At 63.9% G+C, this 17,005-nt stretch carries 14 protein-coding genes and 1 pseudogene; 8 read left to right on the top strand and 7 right to left on the bottom strand.

Annotation, left to right across the window (positions count from 1 at the left end; genetic code table 11):
• Positions 1 to 222: pseudogene (locus AC1DX0_RS16625) on the top strand (IS110 family transposase); the annotation flags it as partial.
• A 24-nt stretch (positions 223 to 246) separates the two neighbouring features.
• Here AC1DX0_RS16625 and AC1DX0_RS16620 read toward each other — a convergent pair.
• Positions 247 to 1,629, bottom strand: a complete 1,383-nt coding sequence (locus tag AC1DX0_RS16620) for a VpsF family polysaccharide biosynthesis protein (protein WP_477222662.1) — start codon at positions 1,627 to 1,629, stop codon at positions 247 to 249.
• Between the two features lies 1 nt (position 1,630).
• Positions 1,631 to 3,709, bottom strand: a complete 2,079-nt coding sequence (locus AC1DX0_RS16615; protein WP_477356112.1) for a GumC family protein — start codon at positions 3,707 to 3,709, stop codon at positions 1,631 to 1,633.
• Positions 3,710 to 4,063: 354 nt separating this feature from the next.
• On the opposite strand from AC1DX0_RS16615, the gene AC1DX0_RS16610 reads away from it, so the two are divergent.
• On the top strand, positions 4,064 to 5,581 hold the full coding sequence (locus tag AC1DX0_RS16610) for a glucosamine inositolphosphorylceramide transferase family protein (RefSeq protein ID WP_477222664.1): 1,518 nt from the start codon (positions 4,064 to 4,066) through the stop codon (positions 5,579 to 5,581).
• A gap of 94 nt (positions 5,582 to 5,675) precedes the next feature.
• Positions 5,676 to 6,884: an FAD-dependent monooxygenase gene (locus tag AC1DX0_RS16605; RefSeq protein ID WP_477222665.1), complete on the top strand. Its 1,209-nt coding sequence runs from the start codon at positions 5,676 to 5,678 to the stop codon at positions 6,882 to 6,884.
• 12 nt (positions 6,885 to 6,896) lie between these two features.
• Here AC1DX0_RS16605 and AC1DX0_RS16600 read toward each other — a convergent pair whose 3' ends face one another.
• From AC1DX0_RS16600 to AC1DX0_RS16580, 5 genes are all read right to left on the bottom strand, one after another.
• The gene (locus AC1DX0_RS16600; RefSeq protein WP_477222666.1) at positions 6,897 to 7,751 is read right to left on the bottom strand and encodes a sugar phosphate isomerase/epimerase family protein; all 855 of its coding nucleotides are present in this window, start codon (positions 7,749 to 7,751) and stop codon (positions 6,897 to 6,899) included.
• 1 nt (position 7,752) lies between these two features.
• Positions 7,753 to 8,529 (bottom strand): ATP-binding cassette domain-containing protein, encoded by a 777-nt coding sequence (locus AC1DX0_RS16595; RefSeq protein WP_477222667.1) that lies wholly within the window; start codon positions 8,527 to 8,529, stop codon positions 7,753 to 7,755.
• Entirely contained in the window at positions 8,526 to 9,497 is a 972-nt protein-coding gene (locus AC1DX0_RS16590; RefSeq protein WP_477222668.1) for an ABC transporter permease, read from the bottom strand. The genes AC1DX0_RS16595 and AC1DX0_RS16590 overlap by 4 nt, the downstream gene beginning before the upstream one ends.
• A gap of 113 nt (positions 9,498 to 9,610) precedes the next feature.
• Positions 9,611 to 10,600 carry a sugar ABC transporter substrate-binding protein gene (locus AC1DX0_RS16585; RefSeq protein WP_477356109.1) on the bottom strand — a complete coding sequence of 330 codons (990 nt, stop codon included), beginning with the start codon at positions 10,598 to 10,600 and terminating at the stop codon, positions 9,611 to 9,613.
• A gap of 72 nt (positions 10,601 to 10,672) precedes the next feature.
• Complete coding sequence (locus AC1DX0_RS16580; RefSeq protein ID WP_477356106.1) at positions 10,673 to 11,734, bottom strand: LacI family DNA-binding transcriptional regulator; 1,062 nt, start codon at positions 11,732 to 11,734, stop codon at positions 10,673 to 10,675.
• Positions 11,735 to 11,936: 202 nt separating this feature from the next.
• On the opposite strand from AC1DX0_RS16580, the gene AC1DX0_RS16575 reads away from it, so the two are divergent.
• The 5 genes from AC1DX0_RS16575 (at position 11,937) to katE (ending at position 16,741) form a co-directional block, all read left to right on the top strand.
• Entirely contained in the window at positions 11,937 to 12,968 is a 1,032-nt protein-coding gene (locus tag AC1DX0_RS16575; RefSeq protein ID WP_477222671.1) for a hydroxyacid dehydrogenase, read from the top strand.
• Between the two features lie 110 nt (positions 12,969 to 13,078).
• Positions 13,079 to 13,180, top strand: coding sequence for a putative RiPP precursor (locus AC1DX0_RS16570; protein WP_477222672.1), 102 nt, complete (start codon positions 13,079 to 13,081; stop codon positions 13,178 to 13,180).
• Between the two features lie 692 nt (positions 13,181 to 13,872).
• Complete coding sequence (locus AC1DX0_RS16565) at positions 13,873 to 13,962, top strand: putative RiPP precursor (RefSeq protein ID WP_477222673.1); 90 nt, start codon at positions 13,873 to 13,875, stop codon at positions 13,960 to 13,962.
• 308 nt (positions 13,963 to 14,270) lie between these two features.
• Entirely contained in the window at positions 14,271 to 14,486 is a 216-nt protein-coding gene (locus AC1DX0_RS16560; protein WP_019859538.1) for a CsbD family protein, read from the top strand.
• A 146-nt stretch (positions 14,487 to 14,632) separates the two neighbouring features.
• Positions 14,633 to 16,741 (top strand): catalase, encoded by a 2,109-nt coding sequence (gene katE, locus AC1DX0_RS16555; RefSeq protein ID WP_477222674.1) that lies wholly within the window; start codon positions 14,633 to 14,635, stop codon positions 16,739 to 16,741.
• The last annotated feature ends 264 nt before the right edge of the window (positions 16,742 to 17,005 follow it).

Raw genomic sequence — 17,005 nt, 5'->3', positions numbered from 1 at the left:
AAGCAAGGCTACCGCAAAATCCGTGGCGGGCGCCCTGATGTCAGAACCGCGCTGTTCATGCCAGCCCTGCGCGCCGCAGCTGGAAGGGGCGAATTCGCACCCTTCTACAAACGCCTCGTCACAAACGGAAAAAAGCCAATGGTGGCAATCGCTGCCGTCATGCGAAAGATCATCGTTACCCTAAATGCAAGACTAAGGGACGCCGCCATTTCTCAGAGTTGATGACGAAGCGCGGGGGGCTTGGCGCTAACGAGGGAGAGGCAAGCCCTGTCGCTGACCATCCCCTGGTCCGCGCACTCCTTGCACCTTCGACCCCACCCCACCCCCCACCGGCCGGTAAAGCACCAGCGCGATCACCACGAACTTCGTCATCAGCGTCGTCTTCGAGGCCAGGCTTTCGGAGGTGTTGAGCAGGATCAGCCAGCCCAGCATCGTCAGCCAGAGGCCGGAATGGCAGCGGCGCGCCACTTCATGCATGAACAGGGTGAAGCCGACAAACAACAGCAAGGTGAAGAAGGCGCCCTGGTAGAGGACCAGGCGGATGATCGGGTTCTCGATGCCCTGTTCGAGGCCGTTGATGCGGCGCAGGCTTTCGATGAGATCGATATCGGGCCCCACGATCAGGTCGCGCAGTTCGAAATGTTTGAAGAGCTCGAACATTTCGACGCGGGCATTGGCGCTGCCACTGTCCGACACGAAGCGTTCCAGCAGCGCGTCGAAGAAACCGTATGACGCCGCGAGCGCGATCACGACCGGCACCAGCGCGGCAAGGATGAGGCCGAGTGCCGCGCCAAGCAGGTTGACGCGCCCCGTGCGCAGGCTGCGCAGGCCCTGGATGAGCAGGTAGCAACCGCCGAGCACGATCGTCGTCACCATCGCTGAGCGGCCGCCAAACGCGACCAGCGCCGCGAATTGCAAGCCGATCAGGCCGAGCCGCACTGGCATGGACAGCGATCTCGAACCGGAGAGCAGCGCCAGCACATAGACCGAGGTGACCGTGGCATTGGACAGCGGGTGGCCCTGAAGTGCTGTCGAGCGCAAGTCGGCCATGAACACCTCGCCGTCGAGGCGATAGGGAAAGATCAGCGTCTTGGTGGCGAACTCGAACAAAGCGAGCAAGGCGTTCACGGTCATGATGGCGTGAACGACGGTCTGCATCCGGGCGAATGTCTTCCCGTCGTCCTCGCCCAGCATCATCACCAGCAGCGCCGGCGCCACGAAGGTGTCGATCATGCCGGCCATGCCGGGACGCTGCCTGGCGATGACGATGACCAGCAGCACGATCGAGATGACCGCCATCAGCGTGCTGGCCGGACGCCGGTCGGCGACGGCGACCGCATAGCCGATCGGATTGCCGAAGGTGCAGGCGCGCCAGGCAAACACCAGCACGAGCAGATAGGTCGAAGGATGGATCTTGGTCGCGGGATTACCGGTCAGGCCGTCGTAATTATAGCCCACCAGCCACAACATGCCGCCGGAGATGCCGAACAGCAACGCCACCGTTGCGACCAGGCCGAAGCTGGTCAGCCAGTCGACGGAACTGCCCGCGCGCCCAGTGGCCTGACCCGAACCGCCTTGACTGGAACCGGGCCAGCCGGCAGCCCCGGTGCCAGTCTCGGTGGTGGCCATGTCAGGCAGCCTCGTCGACCAGCAAGGCGCCGGTCGGCAACCGCCCCATGACGGAAATGGCCTGCGAGGCCGCCGTGACGTCGGCCATCGGCGTCGAGTTGAGCGTCGCAACCATCACGATCTCGTCGACCATGGCGACCAGAGGCGAGGCGTTGAGATTGTCGGCAAGCGCGCCACCGTCGATGACGACGAGGTCGAAGTTGCGGCCGGCCTGGGCCAGCATATGCTGGGTGAAATAGACGCCCTGCGCCTCGGAGAAGACGGCCGTCTGCCGGCCCCTGCCCAGAACCGCGACATTGCTGCCTGCCGTGTAATGGCTCAGCGCCTCGAAGGCATATTCGCCGCGCAGCACGTCGAGGAGGCCGGGCTGCGTCTCCTTCTTGCCGCTGCCGGCATTGGTGTCGATGAACAGGACACGGCTGCCCCTGGCAGCCGCGGCATTGGCGAGCAGGCGTGCCACCCGGCTCCGATGCGCGGCGTCCTCGGGCGGCGACGTCAGCAATATGGACGGCACCAGCGGCCAGTTCGGCGGACGCCGGCTGGAGGCGAACAGGCGCCTCAGCGCCAGGCCCGCGACCGCATCCGTCTTCTGCCCTGCAGCAGTGGCGGCGCCGAAAGGCCACCAGCGGCGACGGGACGATTTTGCCGGCAGCACGCCAAACACCGGCGCATCGATGGCCGATTGCATCTGCGCGCTGGAAAGCACGGTCGGCGAGGAATATTCGGCGATCAGCGCCAGCGCGGTGCCGAGCCCCAGCCCGCCGAAGAGGGCGCCGAAAAGCAGCAGCGGCAAAGGCGGCCAGCTCTTCTTCAAGGCGGGCATGGCGTTGGAGATGATGCGCGCATTGGTGCTGTCGACATTGATCTGCTCGCGCGTTTCCTGCGCCCGCTGCAGATAGGTGGCATAGACGGAGCGCACTGCCTCGAGATCGCGCTGCAGTTCGCGCAGCTTGACCGAAGCCTGGTCGGTGTCGAGCGACTTGCTCTTCATGCCGGCGACCTTGGCCTCCAGCGCCTGCTGGTTGGCCAGCGCCCGCTCATAGTCGGTTTCGGCGGCAGCGCCGATGCGGCCGAGTTCACGCGCGATCAGCGAGCGCGTGTCGCGCAGCTGCTGCTGGGCGGCGATCATCGAAGGGTGGCGCGGCCCCAGTTCGGTGCCGAGCTGCGAGACCTGGTCGACAAGCGTCGCCTCTTGCGCCCGCAGGCTCGAAATCACCGACGAGCGCATCGCTTCCGAGGTGGCGTCCGGCGCGCCGCCGGACCGGCGCAATTGGTCGACCTGCGCCTTCAGTGTCGCGGTGCGGCTCTGCGCGGCCGAGAGCTGCGTGTTGATCTCGGTCAGCTCCTGGTCGCTGACCAGATTGCCCGCCGCCATCACCATGTTGTTGGCGGACTTGTAGGCCTCGACGGCGTTCTCGGCCTTCTGCACGCGCTTGCGCTGCTCATCCAGCCGCGCGGTGATGGAATCGGAAGCGTCCGTGGCCATCTTGGCGCGCGCGCTCGCCTGATCGGCCAGATAGGCCTGCGCGATGGCATTGGCGAGCTTCGCCGCCTTGTCGGCGCTCTTGGCGGTAACGATCACGTCGAGGACCAGCACCTTGTCGGCCCGCTTAACCGCCAGCCGCCGGCGCAGCGCATCGAGCGTCTTGCCCGTCCTGTCGGTTTCGGCCGAGCCCRAGCCCAGCACGCCGCCGAGCAAACGGCTCAACAACCCGCCCTGCCCGTTGAATTCCGGATCGTCGGTCAGATTGGTGGCCTGGATGGCCTTGAGCAGCACGCCCGTCGACTGGACGACGCTGACCTGGCTTTCCACCATGGTGATGCCGCCATCGGGCGGAACGCGGCTCGGATTGACGTCGTTGGTGACCACCTGCAGGTCTTGCGGATCGATGAGGATTTCCGACACGGAGCTGTAAAGCGCCGGCGTGAGCAATCCATAGGCCAGCGTCACCAGGGTCAGCAGCGCGGCGGTGGCAAGGATCAGGAAACGGCGGCGCACCAATATGCGCTTCAGGTCACCCAGTTCGACGGTCGAGGATGAATAGGTCGCCATCGGCACCGGCTCCGGGGCATATTGCATCGCCTCCGGAGCTTGTTGTTGCGGTAACGAGAGCAGGGATGATTGCAACGGTCGCTCCGACAACACTCCATGTGCCCCAAAAGAATAAATTGCGGCCTCAGCCTAGCTATTCCTTGAACTGTTAAAACACTGTTAATTATGTTGAGAGCTCGTCTGATTTTCGGCAGGGCGTTTACGCATTTTTGGCACGGAGTTTGCGTAATATTAGGCACAGGCGCTGATACGGGCGCGAGCGAGCAGGAGACGAATGGAAATGGGGCAGCACTTAAGTCCAGCCCTGCCGTGCCGCCATTTCCCCTGCCCTGATATCGAACACCGGCCAGACACGAGACATCACAACGCCAGGGGTGCGACATGCAAGTGAGCCTGCGCCTAGACAGCGAGTGTGTCCGTGCTTTCCACCTGCTGTTGCTGCAGCGGCTGAGCGCTCTCGCGCAGATCGAGGTTTCCGTCGACGCCAAGCCGGCCGGCGGCGGCATCCCAGGCAGTGTCGCGGCGCTGTTCCAGCTTGAAACGGTCCTCCATGGCCTGCCGGCGGAGGGGCTGGCCAAACGCCTGCCGCGGTCGGCGCTCGCTCCCTATCGCACGCAGTCACCCGCCTCTCCCGATCTGGTGATCGACCTCTGCGGCGACGTGAGCCTGCAAGGAGTGCGGGTCTGGCGCGTGACCTATGACGGCGCCGCCGGCGAAGCGGCTCTGCTGGCGCTGATCCTCGACGGCCGCACGCCGATTGCCCGCATCGAGGAGAGCGGCACCACTGTTGCCGAAGGACGCCTGGGCACCGAATATGGCGGCATCGCGCTGGCCTCCTTCCAGGACATGCTGGCGCGCACGGCAAGCCTGATCCTCGCGGCAATGCCCCCCTCGGCAATGAATGGCGCTGCGCGAGCCGTGCCTGTGCTGCCCGAACCGGCGCAGGCCGGTACCCCGCCGACGATACCCTCGCCCGCCAAGCTTGGCGTCAGGGCAGGCAAGGCGCTGGCGCGGCGCATCGTCCAGAAGATCTACCACCTCTGCTACAACGCCCCGCACTGGAAGGTCGGCTGGCGCCAGACCAATGGCCGTGACCTCTACGACCTGCGCGCCCATCCGGCATCCGGCTGGCAGGTGCTGCCCGACGACGGCAGCCGCTTCTACGCCGATCCGTTTCCGATCCTGTATCAGGGAAAGGTCACCCTGTTCGTCGAGGATTATATCCACCGTCTGGGCCGGGCCATCATCTCCGCCGTGCCGTTCGGCCCGTCAGGGCCGATCGGACGTCCCGAGCCGGTGCTCGACCTGCCCTATCACCTCTCCTACCCCTTCGTCTTCGAGCGCGACGGCGAAGTCTGGATGGTGCCGGAAAGCTGCGCCAACCGCACGGTCGATCTCTACCGGGCGACAGCCTTCCCCGGCGGTTGGGTCAAGGAAGCGACGCTGCTGTCCGACATCGTCGCCAGCGACGCCACTTTGGTCGAGCATGGCGGGCGCTGGTGGCTGTTCGCCACCGTCCGCGACGGCGGCGGTGCCTTCTCCGATGCGCTGCATCTGTGGTCGGCGCCGGACTTTCGCGGCCCCTGGACGCCTCATGCCAAAAATCCCGTTTTGGTCGATATCGCCTCGGCGCGGCCGGCCGGCCGCATGGTTGAGCGCAATGGCCAGTTGCTGCGTCCGGTGCAGGATTGCCGCAGGAGTTATGGCGCCGCCCTGGGCATCGCACGCGTCGCTCACCTTGATTTGAACGGCATGGAGCAGGTCGTCGAGACCATATTAACTCCTGGCGCGCTATGGAATGGGCGCAAGCTGCACACGCTCAATGAAGCGGGCGGCCTGGAATTCATCGATGGCTCGGCGATCGCGCCGCGCTGGAAACAGAAGGGCGACCGTCGTTAACCTAAACATTCGTTACTACCAGCCACGCGCGCTGGTTGCTTGAGGTTGATATGGGTCCACGGGATATTTCCACCACAGATTGTGGAGACGGAAGATGACTAGCATGAAGGGCGGTGCCATGCCCCCCGCCGAGCCCGCCCCGGCTGAAGTCGACGTGGCGATCATTGGCGCCGGAATGGCCGGCACCACCCTGGCAACGGTGTTGGGAAACGCCGGGCGCAAGGTGGCGCTGATCGATCCGCACCGCGTCCATCATGACGAGTTCCGGGCCGAGAAGATCGGCGCGAACCAGATGCAACTGTTCGAGAAGCTCGGTCTCGACAAGATGGTCATGCCTCTCGTCACCCCGTTTTCCGACATCGATGTCTTCCGCCTCGGTCAATTCTTCGCGCGTGAAAAGAAGTGGGAATACGCATTTTCCTACGGCGCGCTGATCAATGGCCTGCGCGATGCCTTGCCGTCGCAGGTACCGCTAACGGTCGGCAAGGTAACCGAGGTCTCGACCGGACCGGACCGGCAGCGGCTTGTGCTGGCCGACGGCACCGTCATCGATGCCCGCCTGCTGGTGGTGGCCACCGGCTACAGCGAATTGGTGCGGCGCGCCATCGGCGTCGAGCGCATCGAACTGTCGAAGGCGCATTCGCTGTCGATGGGATTCGACCTCGCCATTGCGCCGCGTGATTGCGCCTATCAGGCCGTCACCTGCTACGGCAAGCGGGCCTCGGACCGCGTCGCCTATCTCACCGTCTTTCCCATCGGCGACAGGATGCGAGCGAACATGTTCGTCTATCGCACCGTCGCCGAACAGTGGACGCGGGATTTCCGCGCCGATCCGCAAAAAATGCTTTGCGAACTGATGCCCGAAATTGCGGCGCAGTGCGGCAACTTCGAAGTGGCGAGCCCCGTCGAGGTCAGGCAGGTCAATCTGACCACGACGCAAGGCCATCGTCGCGACGGGGTGGTCTTCATTGGCGATGCATTCGTGACGACATGCCCGACGCCGGGCGTCGGCATCGGGAGGGTCATGATCGATGTCGATCAGCTCCATTCGGTTCACATTCCGCGCTGGCTGGAAACGCCAGGCATGGCCGCTGACAAGATCGGCGCTTTCTACGACGACCCGGTCAAGGTGGCTTCCGATGAGGAAGGCATGCGTGTGAGCATCTATGCCAAGCGGATCACCACCGAAACCGGACTGGAATGGCGCGTACGGCGCCTGCGCAACAACACGGCACGGCAGCTGATGATCCTCGGCCGCAAGATGCGTCATCTGGGACCGCGGCGGCAGCCCGGCATGGCGTGAGGGTCTTCCCCCTCACCCCAGTTGCAAGCCGGCCTTCCTCGCCTCTTCGCGCAGGAACGGCAGGCCGACGCCAATGACATCGTCTGGGTTGTCCGCCACCGGCCGCCATACCGCCAGCCCGCCGGCAATGTCGACATCGACATGGTTCATGCTTTCGAGCGTAATAGCGCCGGTGTAGCCGATGGCGGCGATTGCCTTCATGCAGGCCGCCCAGTTGAGCATGCCGCGCCCCGGCACGCCGCGATTGGCTTCGGAAACATGGACATAGCCGAGATAGGGTGCCGCCGCCTTGAAGCCGGCCTCGAAACTCTCCTCCTCGATATGCATGTGATAGGTGTCGAGATGGATGAAGATGTTATCGGCGCCGACACGTTCGATGATCCGCGTCGCGTCGATGCCGCGGTTGATCAGGTGCGTCTCGTAGCGGTTGCAGGGCTCGATGCCGAGCTTCAACCCATGCGCCTTGGCGGCCTTGGCGGCCCGGACCAGGAAGCGGCACATGCCGTCGATTTCTTGTTCGGTTGGTGCACGGCCCGACGTCTTGCCGATCGTGCCATAAGTGACGCCACCAAGGGCTGCGCTGCCGACCGCTTCACAGACGCCGAAGGCCGGCTCGAGAAAGGCCAGCGCCTCGTCCGGCCGTGCCACAACGTCGAGTGAAGCAGGYAGGCCAAGCGACGGAATAAGCTCGACATTCCAGCGTTCGGCGAAAGCCCGTGTACGCTTGGTGTCGATTTCCTCCGGCCGCAGCAGCGGGATTTCGAGCAGGCCGATGCCGAGGCCCTTCAGCCGCTCCATCTGCGGCTCGATCAGGTCGAGGTCCCAGACCGGGGCGATGGCGAAAGTGTGCAGTCCAAAAGTGTTCATCTCAGCCTCTCTGTTCGTGCGCCGCCGCGGCGCTGGTGTCGCCGCCGCCGACGATGCGGCCGACGACTTCGTTCATGTTGGTTTTCGCGGTGACGAGATTGGCCTCGGCGCGGCCGTGGCGCAGCACGACGATGCGGTCGGTGACCGCCAGCACGTCGTTCAGCCGATGCGAGATCAGGATGACGGCGATGCCTTCCGATTTCAGCCGGCGGATCAGGTCGAGCACGCTCTGCACCTCGCGCACGGCAAGTGCCGCCGTCGGCTCGTCCATGATCACCAGCTTCGGGTTGAAGGTGAGTGCCCGGGCAATCGCCACCGTCTGCTGCTGGCCGCCCGAGAACGAGCCGACCGAGCGGTTGATCGACGGCAGATGCGCGCCCAGCCGCTCGATCATCTTGGCCGCCTGCCGGTCCATCTCGGCCTTGTCGACAAAGCCTGGAATGAGCCCAAAGAGCTTCTTCACCGGCTCGCGGCCGAGGAAGATGTTGGCGGCCACGTCCTGCTGCTTGGCCAGCGACAGGTCCTGGTAGATCATCTCGATGCCGAGCTGGCGGCGCTGGCCGGGATCAAGCGGCAGGATGTCCTTGCCGTCGAGCTGGATGGAACCGGAATCGGCGCGATAAATGCCGGTGATGGTCTTCATCAGCGTCGACTTGCCGGCGCCATTGTCGCCGACCAGGCCGATCACTTCGCCGGCCTCGACCGAGAGGTCGACGCCATGCAGCACGTCGACCGCGCCAAAGCTCTTGCGGATGCCTTGCAGGGTAAGGAGGGTCATACGCGTGACTCCTTGCGCACCTGGTACTGGTCGATGAACACCGCCAGGATCAGCACCGCGCCGATCGCCATCTGCTGGTAGTAGGATTGCACGGCCAGCAGCGTCAGCCCGTTCTGCAGCACGCCCATGATCAGCGCGCCGATCATGGTGCCGAGGATCGAGGCGCGGCCGCCGAACAGATTGGTGCCGCCGATGATCGCAGCCGTGATCGCGGTGAGTTCGTAATTGATGCCCGCGGTCGGGTCGCCGGCATTGACGCGGGCGGTGAACAGCAGGCCGGCAAGGCCGGCGAGCGCCCCGGACAGCGTGTAGATGATGCGGCGGTGATGCTCGACGCGGATGCCGGCGGCGCGCGCCGCGCCCTCGCTGTCGCCTAGCGCCAGCGTATGGCGGCCAAAGCGCGTATAGGCAAGCAGGCAGTGCGCGACGATGGCCGTCAGCACCAGAAGGATGACCGGCATCGGCACGCCGAACGGCCGGCCCTGACCGATATAGACGATCTCGGGCGGCAGGCCGTAGATTGCCCTGCCCTGCGAGATGACCAGAGCCAGCCCGCGCGCCAGGCCGAGCATACCGAGCGTGACGATGAAGGCCGGCACGAAGGCGCGGGTGACCAGCTGCCCGTTGATGTAGCCGGCAACGCCGCCGGCGATGATGCAGGCGAGAACCGCCAGCGGCGACCACCAGCCGAGATTGACCGCGACGAAGGCGCCGGCGACGCCCGACAGACCCATGACGGAGCCCAGCGACAGATCAAGCCCGCCCGAGCCGATGACGAAGGTGGCGGCGATCGCCAGCACGCCGATCGTCGACGTGGCCAAGAGGATGTTGAGGAAATTGCTGAGCGACAGGAAATACGGCGACAGCACCGCCATGACGGCGCTGAGCGCCACCAGCACCAGCAGCGATTCCAGCCTGATATGAAGCCGTTCAACGGCTGCACGCTGCAGCCCGGACCAGAATGACATTTGGGTGCACCTTTTATGAGGGCAGTAGGGCAGTAGGTGAACAGAAGAGAGCAGAGGCGCGAAAACCGCCTGGTTTCCCTACTGCCTTACTGCCCTACTGCCCTATTCCCTTCCTACTTCACGTATTCCAGCATCGGCTCCTTGCCGGCGTCGATGACCTCTTTGGTCAGCACCAGGGTCGGCACGGCGATGCTGTCCTCGACCTTCTCGCCGGCCAGCGCCTTCTTGACGTTTTCGACCGCCTGCTTGCCGACGAGATAGGGCAGCTGCGCGACAGAAGCGTTGAGGCGGCCGTCCTTGATCGACTTCACGGCATCGGAATTGCCGTCGACGCCGATGATGGTCACCTGCGGACCCTTGCCGGCGGCGTAGACGGATTCCACGGCACCCAGTGCCATGCCGTCATTGGCGCAGAAGATGGCGACGAGGTCGGGATGCGCCGTCAGCGTGTCGGTGGCGATCGAGGCCGCCTTGCCGCGGTCCCAGTCACCCGGCAACGAGGCGACGATTTCCAGACCGGGCGCCAGCTCCTTCAACTTGTCGGCAAAGCCCTTGGCGCGTTTCTCGCCGGTGATGTTGCCCGACAGGCCYTCGATCACCAGCACCGGACCCTTKGCGTCCTTGCCGAGCTTGGARACGAGATACTCGGCCCCTTGCGCGCCGGCGGCGTTGTTGTCGGAACCGATATGGAAGGTGACCTTGATGCCTTCCTTGTCGAGCACCGCCTGGTCGAGATTGTTGTCGAGGTCGACGATCTTGACGCCGGACTCCTGCGCCACCTTCAGGCACGGCAGGAGGTTGGTGGAGTTGATCGCGGCGGTGATCATCGCCGCCGGCTTGCGCTCCAGCATGGTGTTGCACAGGTTCAGTTGCGGCTCCGCTRCCTGGTCGCTCTCGGCCGCCTGCTCGAAGATCTTCACSCCGGCTSCCTTGGCGCCGKCCTCGACGCCCTGGCYCATCGCGCCCCAGAACGGRTTGGCCAGCGTCTTCATCAGCACGCCRTATTCGGCATCGTCGGCCTTCGCCRCCGTGGCGGCGCAAAGCGCCATGGTGACGCCAAAAGCCAMAGTAAATCGATTTATCTTCGGGATGAACGAGGTCATTTGTTTCTCCTCCGGTTGATGTCCGATGCCGCGAGCCGAGGCCAGGCGCAGCTACTGTGTCGACAATGGGGGCTATTGTCGGTTTCCTCCCCCGGAATGCGGGCCGCTGCCTGGCGAGCCAACGGATTCCCGCATCAAAACCCGGCAAGGCTCGAGCCGCGCTCTCGGCGGCCCCTCCTCGCCTTCAATCCTGGCAAACAGCGCCTCCATGGCGTGGCCTGCGATCTGCCGCACCGGCTGCACCACGGCGGCGATGGCCGGCCATGTCACCTGCATCCATTCGGCATCGTCGAAGCCGACCAGCGAAATGTCGTTCGGACAATGCCAGCCGCGCCGGCGGAACTCCGACAGCGCCACCAGCGTGCCCTTGAGGAACAGCGAATAGACCGCCGTCGGGCGCTCGCCCTTTGCAAAATAATCGCGCAACTGCGCCCTGAGCGGCTCGACATCGGTTTCGGCCAACACGACATCGATGCGCACATCCGGCGCCAAATGGAGCGCGGTGGCGCGGAACCCATCGAGACGGGCGCGCACCGTCGCCGCCTGCTCGCCAAGGCCGACCACCAATATGTGGCGGTGGCCCTTGCCGATCAGTTGGCTCGCCACCTCGGCGCTGGCGGCGGCACTGTCGGCCGACACGGTGTCGAAGGCGTCGTCGGACAGCACGCGGTCGATCAGCACCCCGGTCATGCCATTGGCCTTCATGAAGGCTGCCGCCGGGCCGTGCTCGTTGCGCACCGGCGCCAGCACCACGCCGGCCACCCGCCAGTCATGCATGCGGGCCAGGATTTCGGTTTCGCGTTCTTCCGATTCGCGGCTCGACGCCGCCACCAGCGTATAGCCGCGCTGTTCGGCCAGGCTCTCGAGCTGGGTGACCATCTGGCCGAAGAATTCGCTTTCGAATTCCGGCATGATGGCGCCGATGATGCGGCGCTTGGCCCGCCGCATGTCGGAGGCCAGCGGATCGACGCGGTAACCGAGAWGTTCGATGGCATCSAASACGCGCTGCGCATTCTCGGGCTTCACGGTGGTGACGCCGGCCATGACCTTGGAGACGGTGGCGGCCGACACGCCGGCACGGCTGGCTACGTCGTGGATCGACGGACGCCGCTGCTGGTCCTGCCTATACGCCATTGSTCCTCCTCCCGAGGCGCGGACAGAGGCATTTTCTATCCGCTGACAAATGAGTAAATCGATTTTTCGCAGTTGTAAATCGGTTCATCGGCGGTATTTTAGCTGCCGAGCCACATGTCGACCGAAACTCTACAGCGGTTTTGCGACAACTACATGTGCAAAGCAAAAACGCGCGGGTAGCATCGCGCCGGGAGGAATCGTCATGCCAAACAAGGATTTGCCGCTGGTCATCAGCGCACCGGAACCACGCTCGCTCGAGCTGATCTTCACGCCACCGCAGTTGGCGCGCTTCAAGGCAAAGTACCGCATTGTCGAGACCACGGACGACGGCCTCGCCAAACTGCCGGCTGATGTACTGGCTGAGGCCCGCTACATCCTCGGCCAGCCGCCGATCTCGCCGGAGACGCTGGACACGATGAAGGCGCTGCGCTGCGTCTTCAATGTCGAGACCAACCTGCTCAACAACATGCCCTACGAGACGCTGTTYGCGCGCGGCATCCATGTCGTCACCACCGGCCTGGTGTTTGCCGAGCCGGTGGCCGAGCTTGGCCTTGCCATGGCGCTCAACCTTGCCCGCGATATCGTCGATGCCGACCTCGCCTTCCGCAAAGGCGAGGAATTGTGGGGCGGCGACGGCAATCTGACGGCGCGGCTGCTTTCGGGCGCCGATGTCGGCATCGTCGGCTTCGGCGATCTCGGCCGCGCGCTGAACCGGCTGCTCACAGGCTTCCGTACCCGCACAAAAGTGTTCGATCCCTGGCTGCCGCCCTCGATCCTGATCGACAATGGCGTCGAGCCGGCCTCGCTCGATGAAGTATTGACGCAGAGCGACTTCATCTTCGTCGTCGCCTCGGTCACCTCTGAGAACCAGGGTTTTCTCGGCGCCGACGCTTTCGCCGGCATGCGCAGGGGCGCCGCCTTCATCCTGCTCAGCCGCGCCGGCGTCGTCGACTTCCCAGCGCTGATGGCGGCGGTCAAAAGCGGCCACATCGTCGCCGCCAGCGACGTCTTCCCGGAAGAGCCGCTGGCGAGCGAACATCCTGTCCGAGCCCTGCCCGGCTTCCTGCGCTCGGCCCACCGCGCCGGCGCATTGGACATCGCCTTCAAGCGCATGGGCGACATGGTGCTGGAGGACATGGACCTGATCGACCGCGGCCTGCCGCCGCTGCGCTCCAAGCGCGCCGAGCGCGAGACGGTGTCGAGGATGCGGTCGAAGCCGGTGGTCCGGAATTGAGGGCAGCCTAGGAGACGTTTCCGTACCCGCATTTGCGCCGTCCTGCCTGCCCGCTTGACAATGAGCCGGCACGCAACGACCCTCAACCCTTCGAACGGCAGGAGGACTCGATGCGAAAGACCTATGACAAGCCGACCCTCGTCAAGCGGCAGAAGCTGTCGGCGGTAACGGCTCAGGAAGTGATCTCGGGCCCGATCGGCCCATCCGGCTAGTTTTCCACCCTTGATCGCTGCAAATGCCTGTTCGCTCGGCCCAGCGCCGCGCGGCCAACCAGACGGACCGAGGCCCCGCCATCGGAACCTTTTCCGCAGCGTTTGCGTTTCTTATCCGGATCGTCTCCCATTCGATCCGTTGATCCTCCAATCAACACCCCGTCAGGCTCTGGCCGGCGGGGTTTTTTGCGTCTGCTTGCGGCAACCGAAACAGTTGGCCATCCCTCCTTCTGAAGCGAAATCCAGCCATTTCGCACCATTTTGTGGGGTTTTAGCATCAGCAAGCCCTAAAACAACGAATGGCTCGTGTCTGAGGGACCGAAACGTTTGACACCGCGTTTTCCCCGGCGTCATGCTGGCTAACGTTGGGGTAAGGGGAAATGAAATGAAGAAAAACTACGCAAAGCCGACACTTCTGAAGCGCCAGAAACTGTCCTCGGTGGCAGCTGCTATCTGTCCGATCTCGCAGTGCGCGGACTGAAATCATCGTGCGCCCGGGGCTTGGGGCGCTTTGTTGAGGCCTGAATAGCGGCCCGGGACAGGGCTCGCCTCGGGCATATCAGAACGGGGGATTACATGAAAAAGACCTACCAGAAGCCAGTTTTGGTGAAGCGTGACAGGCTGTCAGCCGTGACCGCCAACTGCACCCCTTCGAACCCTTGCCAAAGCTGATCTCACACAGGGGATAGGCCATGAAGAAAACCTACGCCAAGCCGACGCTTTTGAAGCGCCAGAGACTCTCGGCGGTCACCGCGGGCAATTGCACCTCGATTTGCATCTGAACCGCAGGGCTTGTCGAAGAGCTGAAGCTTGAGACATAGGCGAAGTCTTGCGACCTCGCGCCAGGAAGACCTGCATGATCGGCAAAGCCCGCTCCCCTGAGGAGGCGGCTTCCGGTTGTGATGGAACGATCATGGCGCCGTGAAGTTTTCCAAACAGCCGGGCGGTGGGACGCCCGGTGTACTCCAGAAGGCCCGTCACGATTCGCGTCGGTGGCGGGCCTTTTCGTTTGGCGCCCTCCCCTGTGATGAGCGGAACTTTCCAAACAAAGCGACGTTGGTCCCCGCAAACAATCACGAAAGGAACTCCCATGGGAAGCACCAGCGACAAGGCATCGGGTCTCGCCAATCAGGCCGTCGGCAAGGCCAAGGAAGGCGTCGGCAAGGCCGTCGGCAATGACCGCCTGCGCGCAGAAGGCGCGGCACAGGAAGCCAAGGGCAAGGTCCAGAAGGCTGTCGGCGACGCGAAGTCGGCCGTCAAGGACGCAACCAACAAGACAGCCGCTGCGATCAACAAGAACCTCTGAGGTCCTGGTCGAGGTGAATCGAGGGCTGCCCGTGCGAACGGGCGGCCCTCTTCTTTGTTCGTCCGCATTCGACACGGAACGCATTGCCATCACGGAGATTGAGGAACGAGCGCAGCCCGCGCATTGACCTCAGGGGATTTTTCGTCATGGCCAAGCAAGCATCCAAACCGGCCGGGACGGCCGCGACCATTCATGATCAGAAACTGCAGCGCGGCGAAGGCGGCGAACTGCACCAGACGGCAACCGGATCGACACCGGTGCTGACCACCGCCCAGGGCGGCCCGGTTTCCGACGACCAGAATTCGCTCAAGGTCGGTGCGCGTGGCCCGACCGTGTTGGAAGACTTCCACTTCCGCGAAAAGATCTTCCATTTCGATCACGAGCGCATCCCGGAGCGGGTCGTCCATGCGCGCGGCTATGGCGCCCATGGCTATTTCGAAACCTATGAATCGCTGGCCAAATTCACCCGCGCCGACATCTTCCAGCGCGCCGGCGAAAAGACCCCGGCTTTCGTGCGCTTCTCCACCGTCGCCGGCAACAAGGGCTCCGCCGACCTTGCCCGCGACGTGCGCGGCTTCGCCGTAAAACTCTACACCCAGGAAGGCAACTGGGACATTGTCGGCAACAACATGCCGGTGTTCTTCATCCAGGACGCGATCAAGTTTCCCGACCTGATCCATGCCGCGAAGGCCGAGCCCGACAGCGACTTCCCGCAGGCGCAGACCGCGCATGACAATTTCTGGGACTTCATTTCGCTGACGCCTGAAAGCATGCACATGATCATGTGGGCAATGTCCGACCGCGCCATCCCGCGCTCCTTGCGTTTCATGGAAGGGTTCGGCGTCCACACCTTCCGGCTGCTCAACGCCAAGGATGAATCGACCTTCGTCAAATTCCTCTGGAAGCCGAAGCTCGGCCTGCAGTCGGTGGCCTGGAACGAAGCGGTCAAGATCAACGGTGCCGACCCCGATTTCCACCGCCGTGACCTCTGGGACGCCATCCATGCCGGCAATTTCCCGGAATGGGAACTGCAGCTGCAGCTCTTCGACCAGGAATTCGCCGACAGTTTCGACTTCGACATTCTCGATCCGACGAAACTCATCCCCGAAGAGGTGCTGCGGCCGATCGCGGTCGGTCGCCTGGTGCTCGATCGCATGCCCGACAATTTCTTCGCCGAGACCGAGCAGGTCGCGTTCATGACGCAGAACGTGCCGCCCGGCGTCGACTTCTCCAACGACCCGCTGTTGCAGGGCCGCAATTTTTCCTATCTCGACACGCAGATCAAACGGCTGGGCAGCACCAACTTCACCCACCTTCCGATCAACGCACCGAAATGTCCCTTCCACAATTTCCAGCAGGATGGGCACATGGCGATGCGCAACCCGGTCGGGCGGGCCAATTACCAGCCCAATTCATGGGATGAAGGCCCGCGTGAATCCCCGGCCAAGGGGTTCCGCTCCTTTGCCGAAGTCGAAGCCGGACCGAAGGCACGGCTGCGGTCGGAAACCTTCGCCGACCACTATAGCCAGGCGCGCCAGTTCTACATCAGCCAGCAGCCGGTGGAACAAGGCCACATCGCTGCCGCGCTGACCTTCGAGCTGAGCAAGGTGCAAACGCCTGTCATCCGCGAGCGTATCGTGTCCCATCTGCTCAACATCGATGACGGGCTGGCGGCCAAGGTGGCGGATGCGCTCGGCCTGAAGGCGATGCCGAAGCCCGCCGATGCGGCGTTGCCTACGCGTCGGGATCTCCCCGCGTCGGATGCGCTCAGCATCGTCAAGAACGGCCCCGGCCGCTTCGAGGGCCGCAAGCTCGGCATACTGGTGACCGACGGCACCGACGCCGCTCTGCTCAATGGCCTGAAGCAGGCGCTGACCAAAGCAGGCGCGACGTTCGAGATCATCGCGCCGAAAGTCGGCGGCGCCAAGGCGAGCGACGGCAGCTGGATCGACGCGCAGCAGATGATCGCAGGCGCGCCATCGGTTCTCTACGACGCGGTCGCGCTGTTGCCGGCAAAGCCTGCAATGGCCGACCTGCTGAAGGAATCCACCGCCCGCGATTTTGTCGCCGACGCCTTCGCGCATTGCAAGTTCATCGGCTTCGTCGAAGCGGCAGCCCCGCTGCTGGACAAGGCAGGCATTGTCGAGGATGAGGCGGTCATTGTGCTGGCCTCAGCCAAGGATGTCGCGGGCTTCATCACCAGGCTCGGCGACCTGCGCTTCTGGGCGCGCGAACCGAAGGTGAAGCTGGGCTGACATGCTGGTGGCAACTGGATTTGGCTGCGGTCACGTCACACCGCCAAGCCAAATCCAGTCGCTGAAAGCATTGCCGAAAAGCCACATCGGTCACTGCGGCTCTAGAGGGCACTGACAACTGCCGTTGCGCCCTCGGTTAAAAACGTACAGTCAAATCCCAGTGGGATCGATCGCGTCATTGACCAGTAGCCGGTAGTTGTGGGCACTGGCGTTTAGAGAGTTTGCAAAGCTCTCCCGCCACCTCTTAAGAGCCAGATCCCGGAC

It is taken from the genome of Mesorhizobium sp. P3_A9 (assembly GCF_056402975.1).
This window is presented reverse-complemented; position numbering and strand designations above follow the sequence as displayed.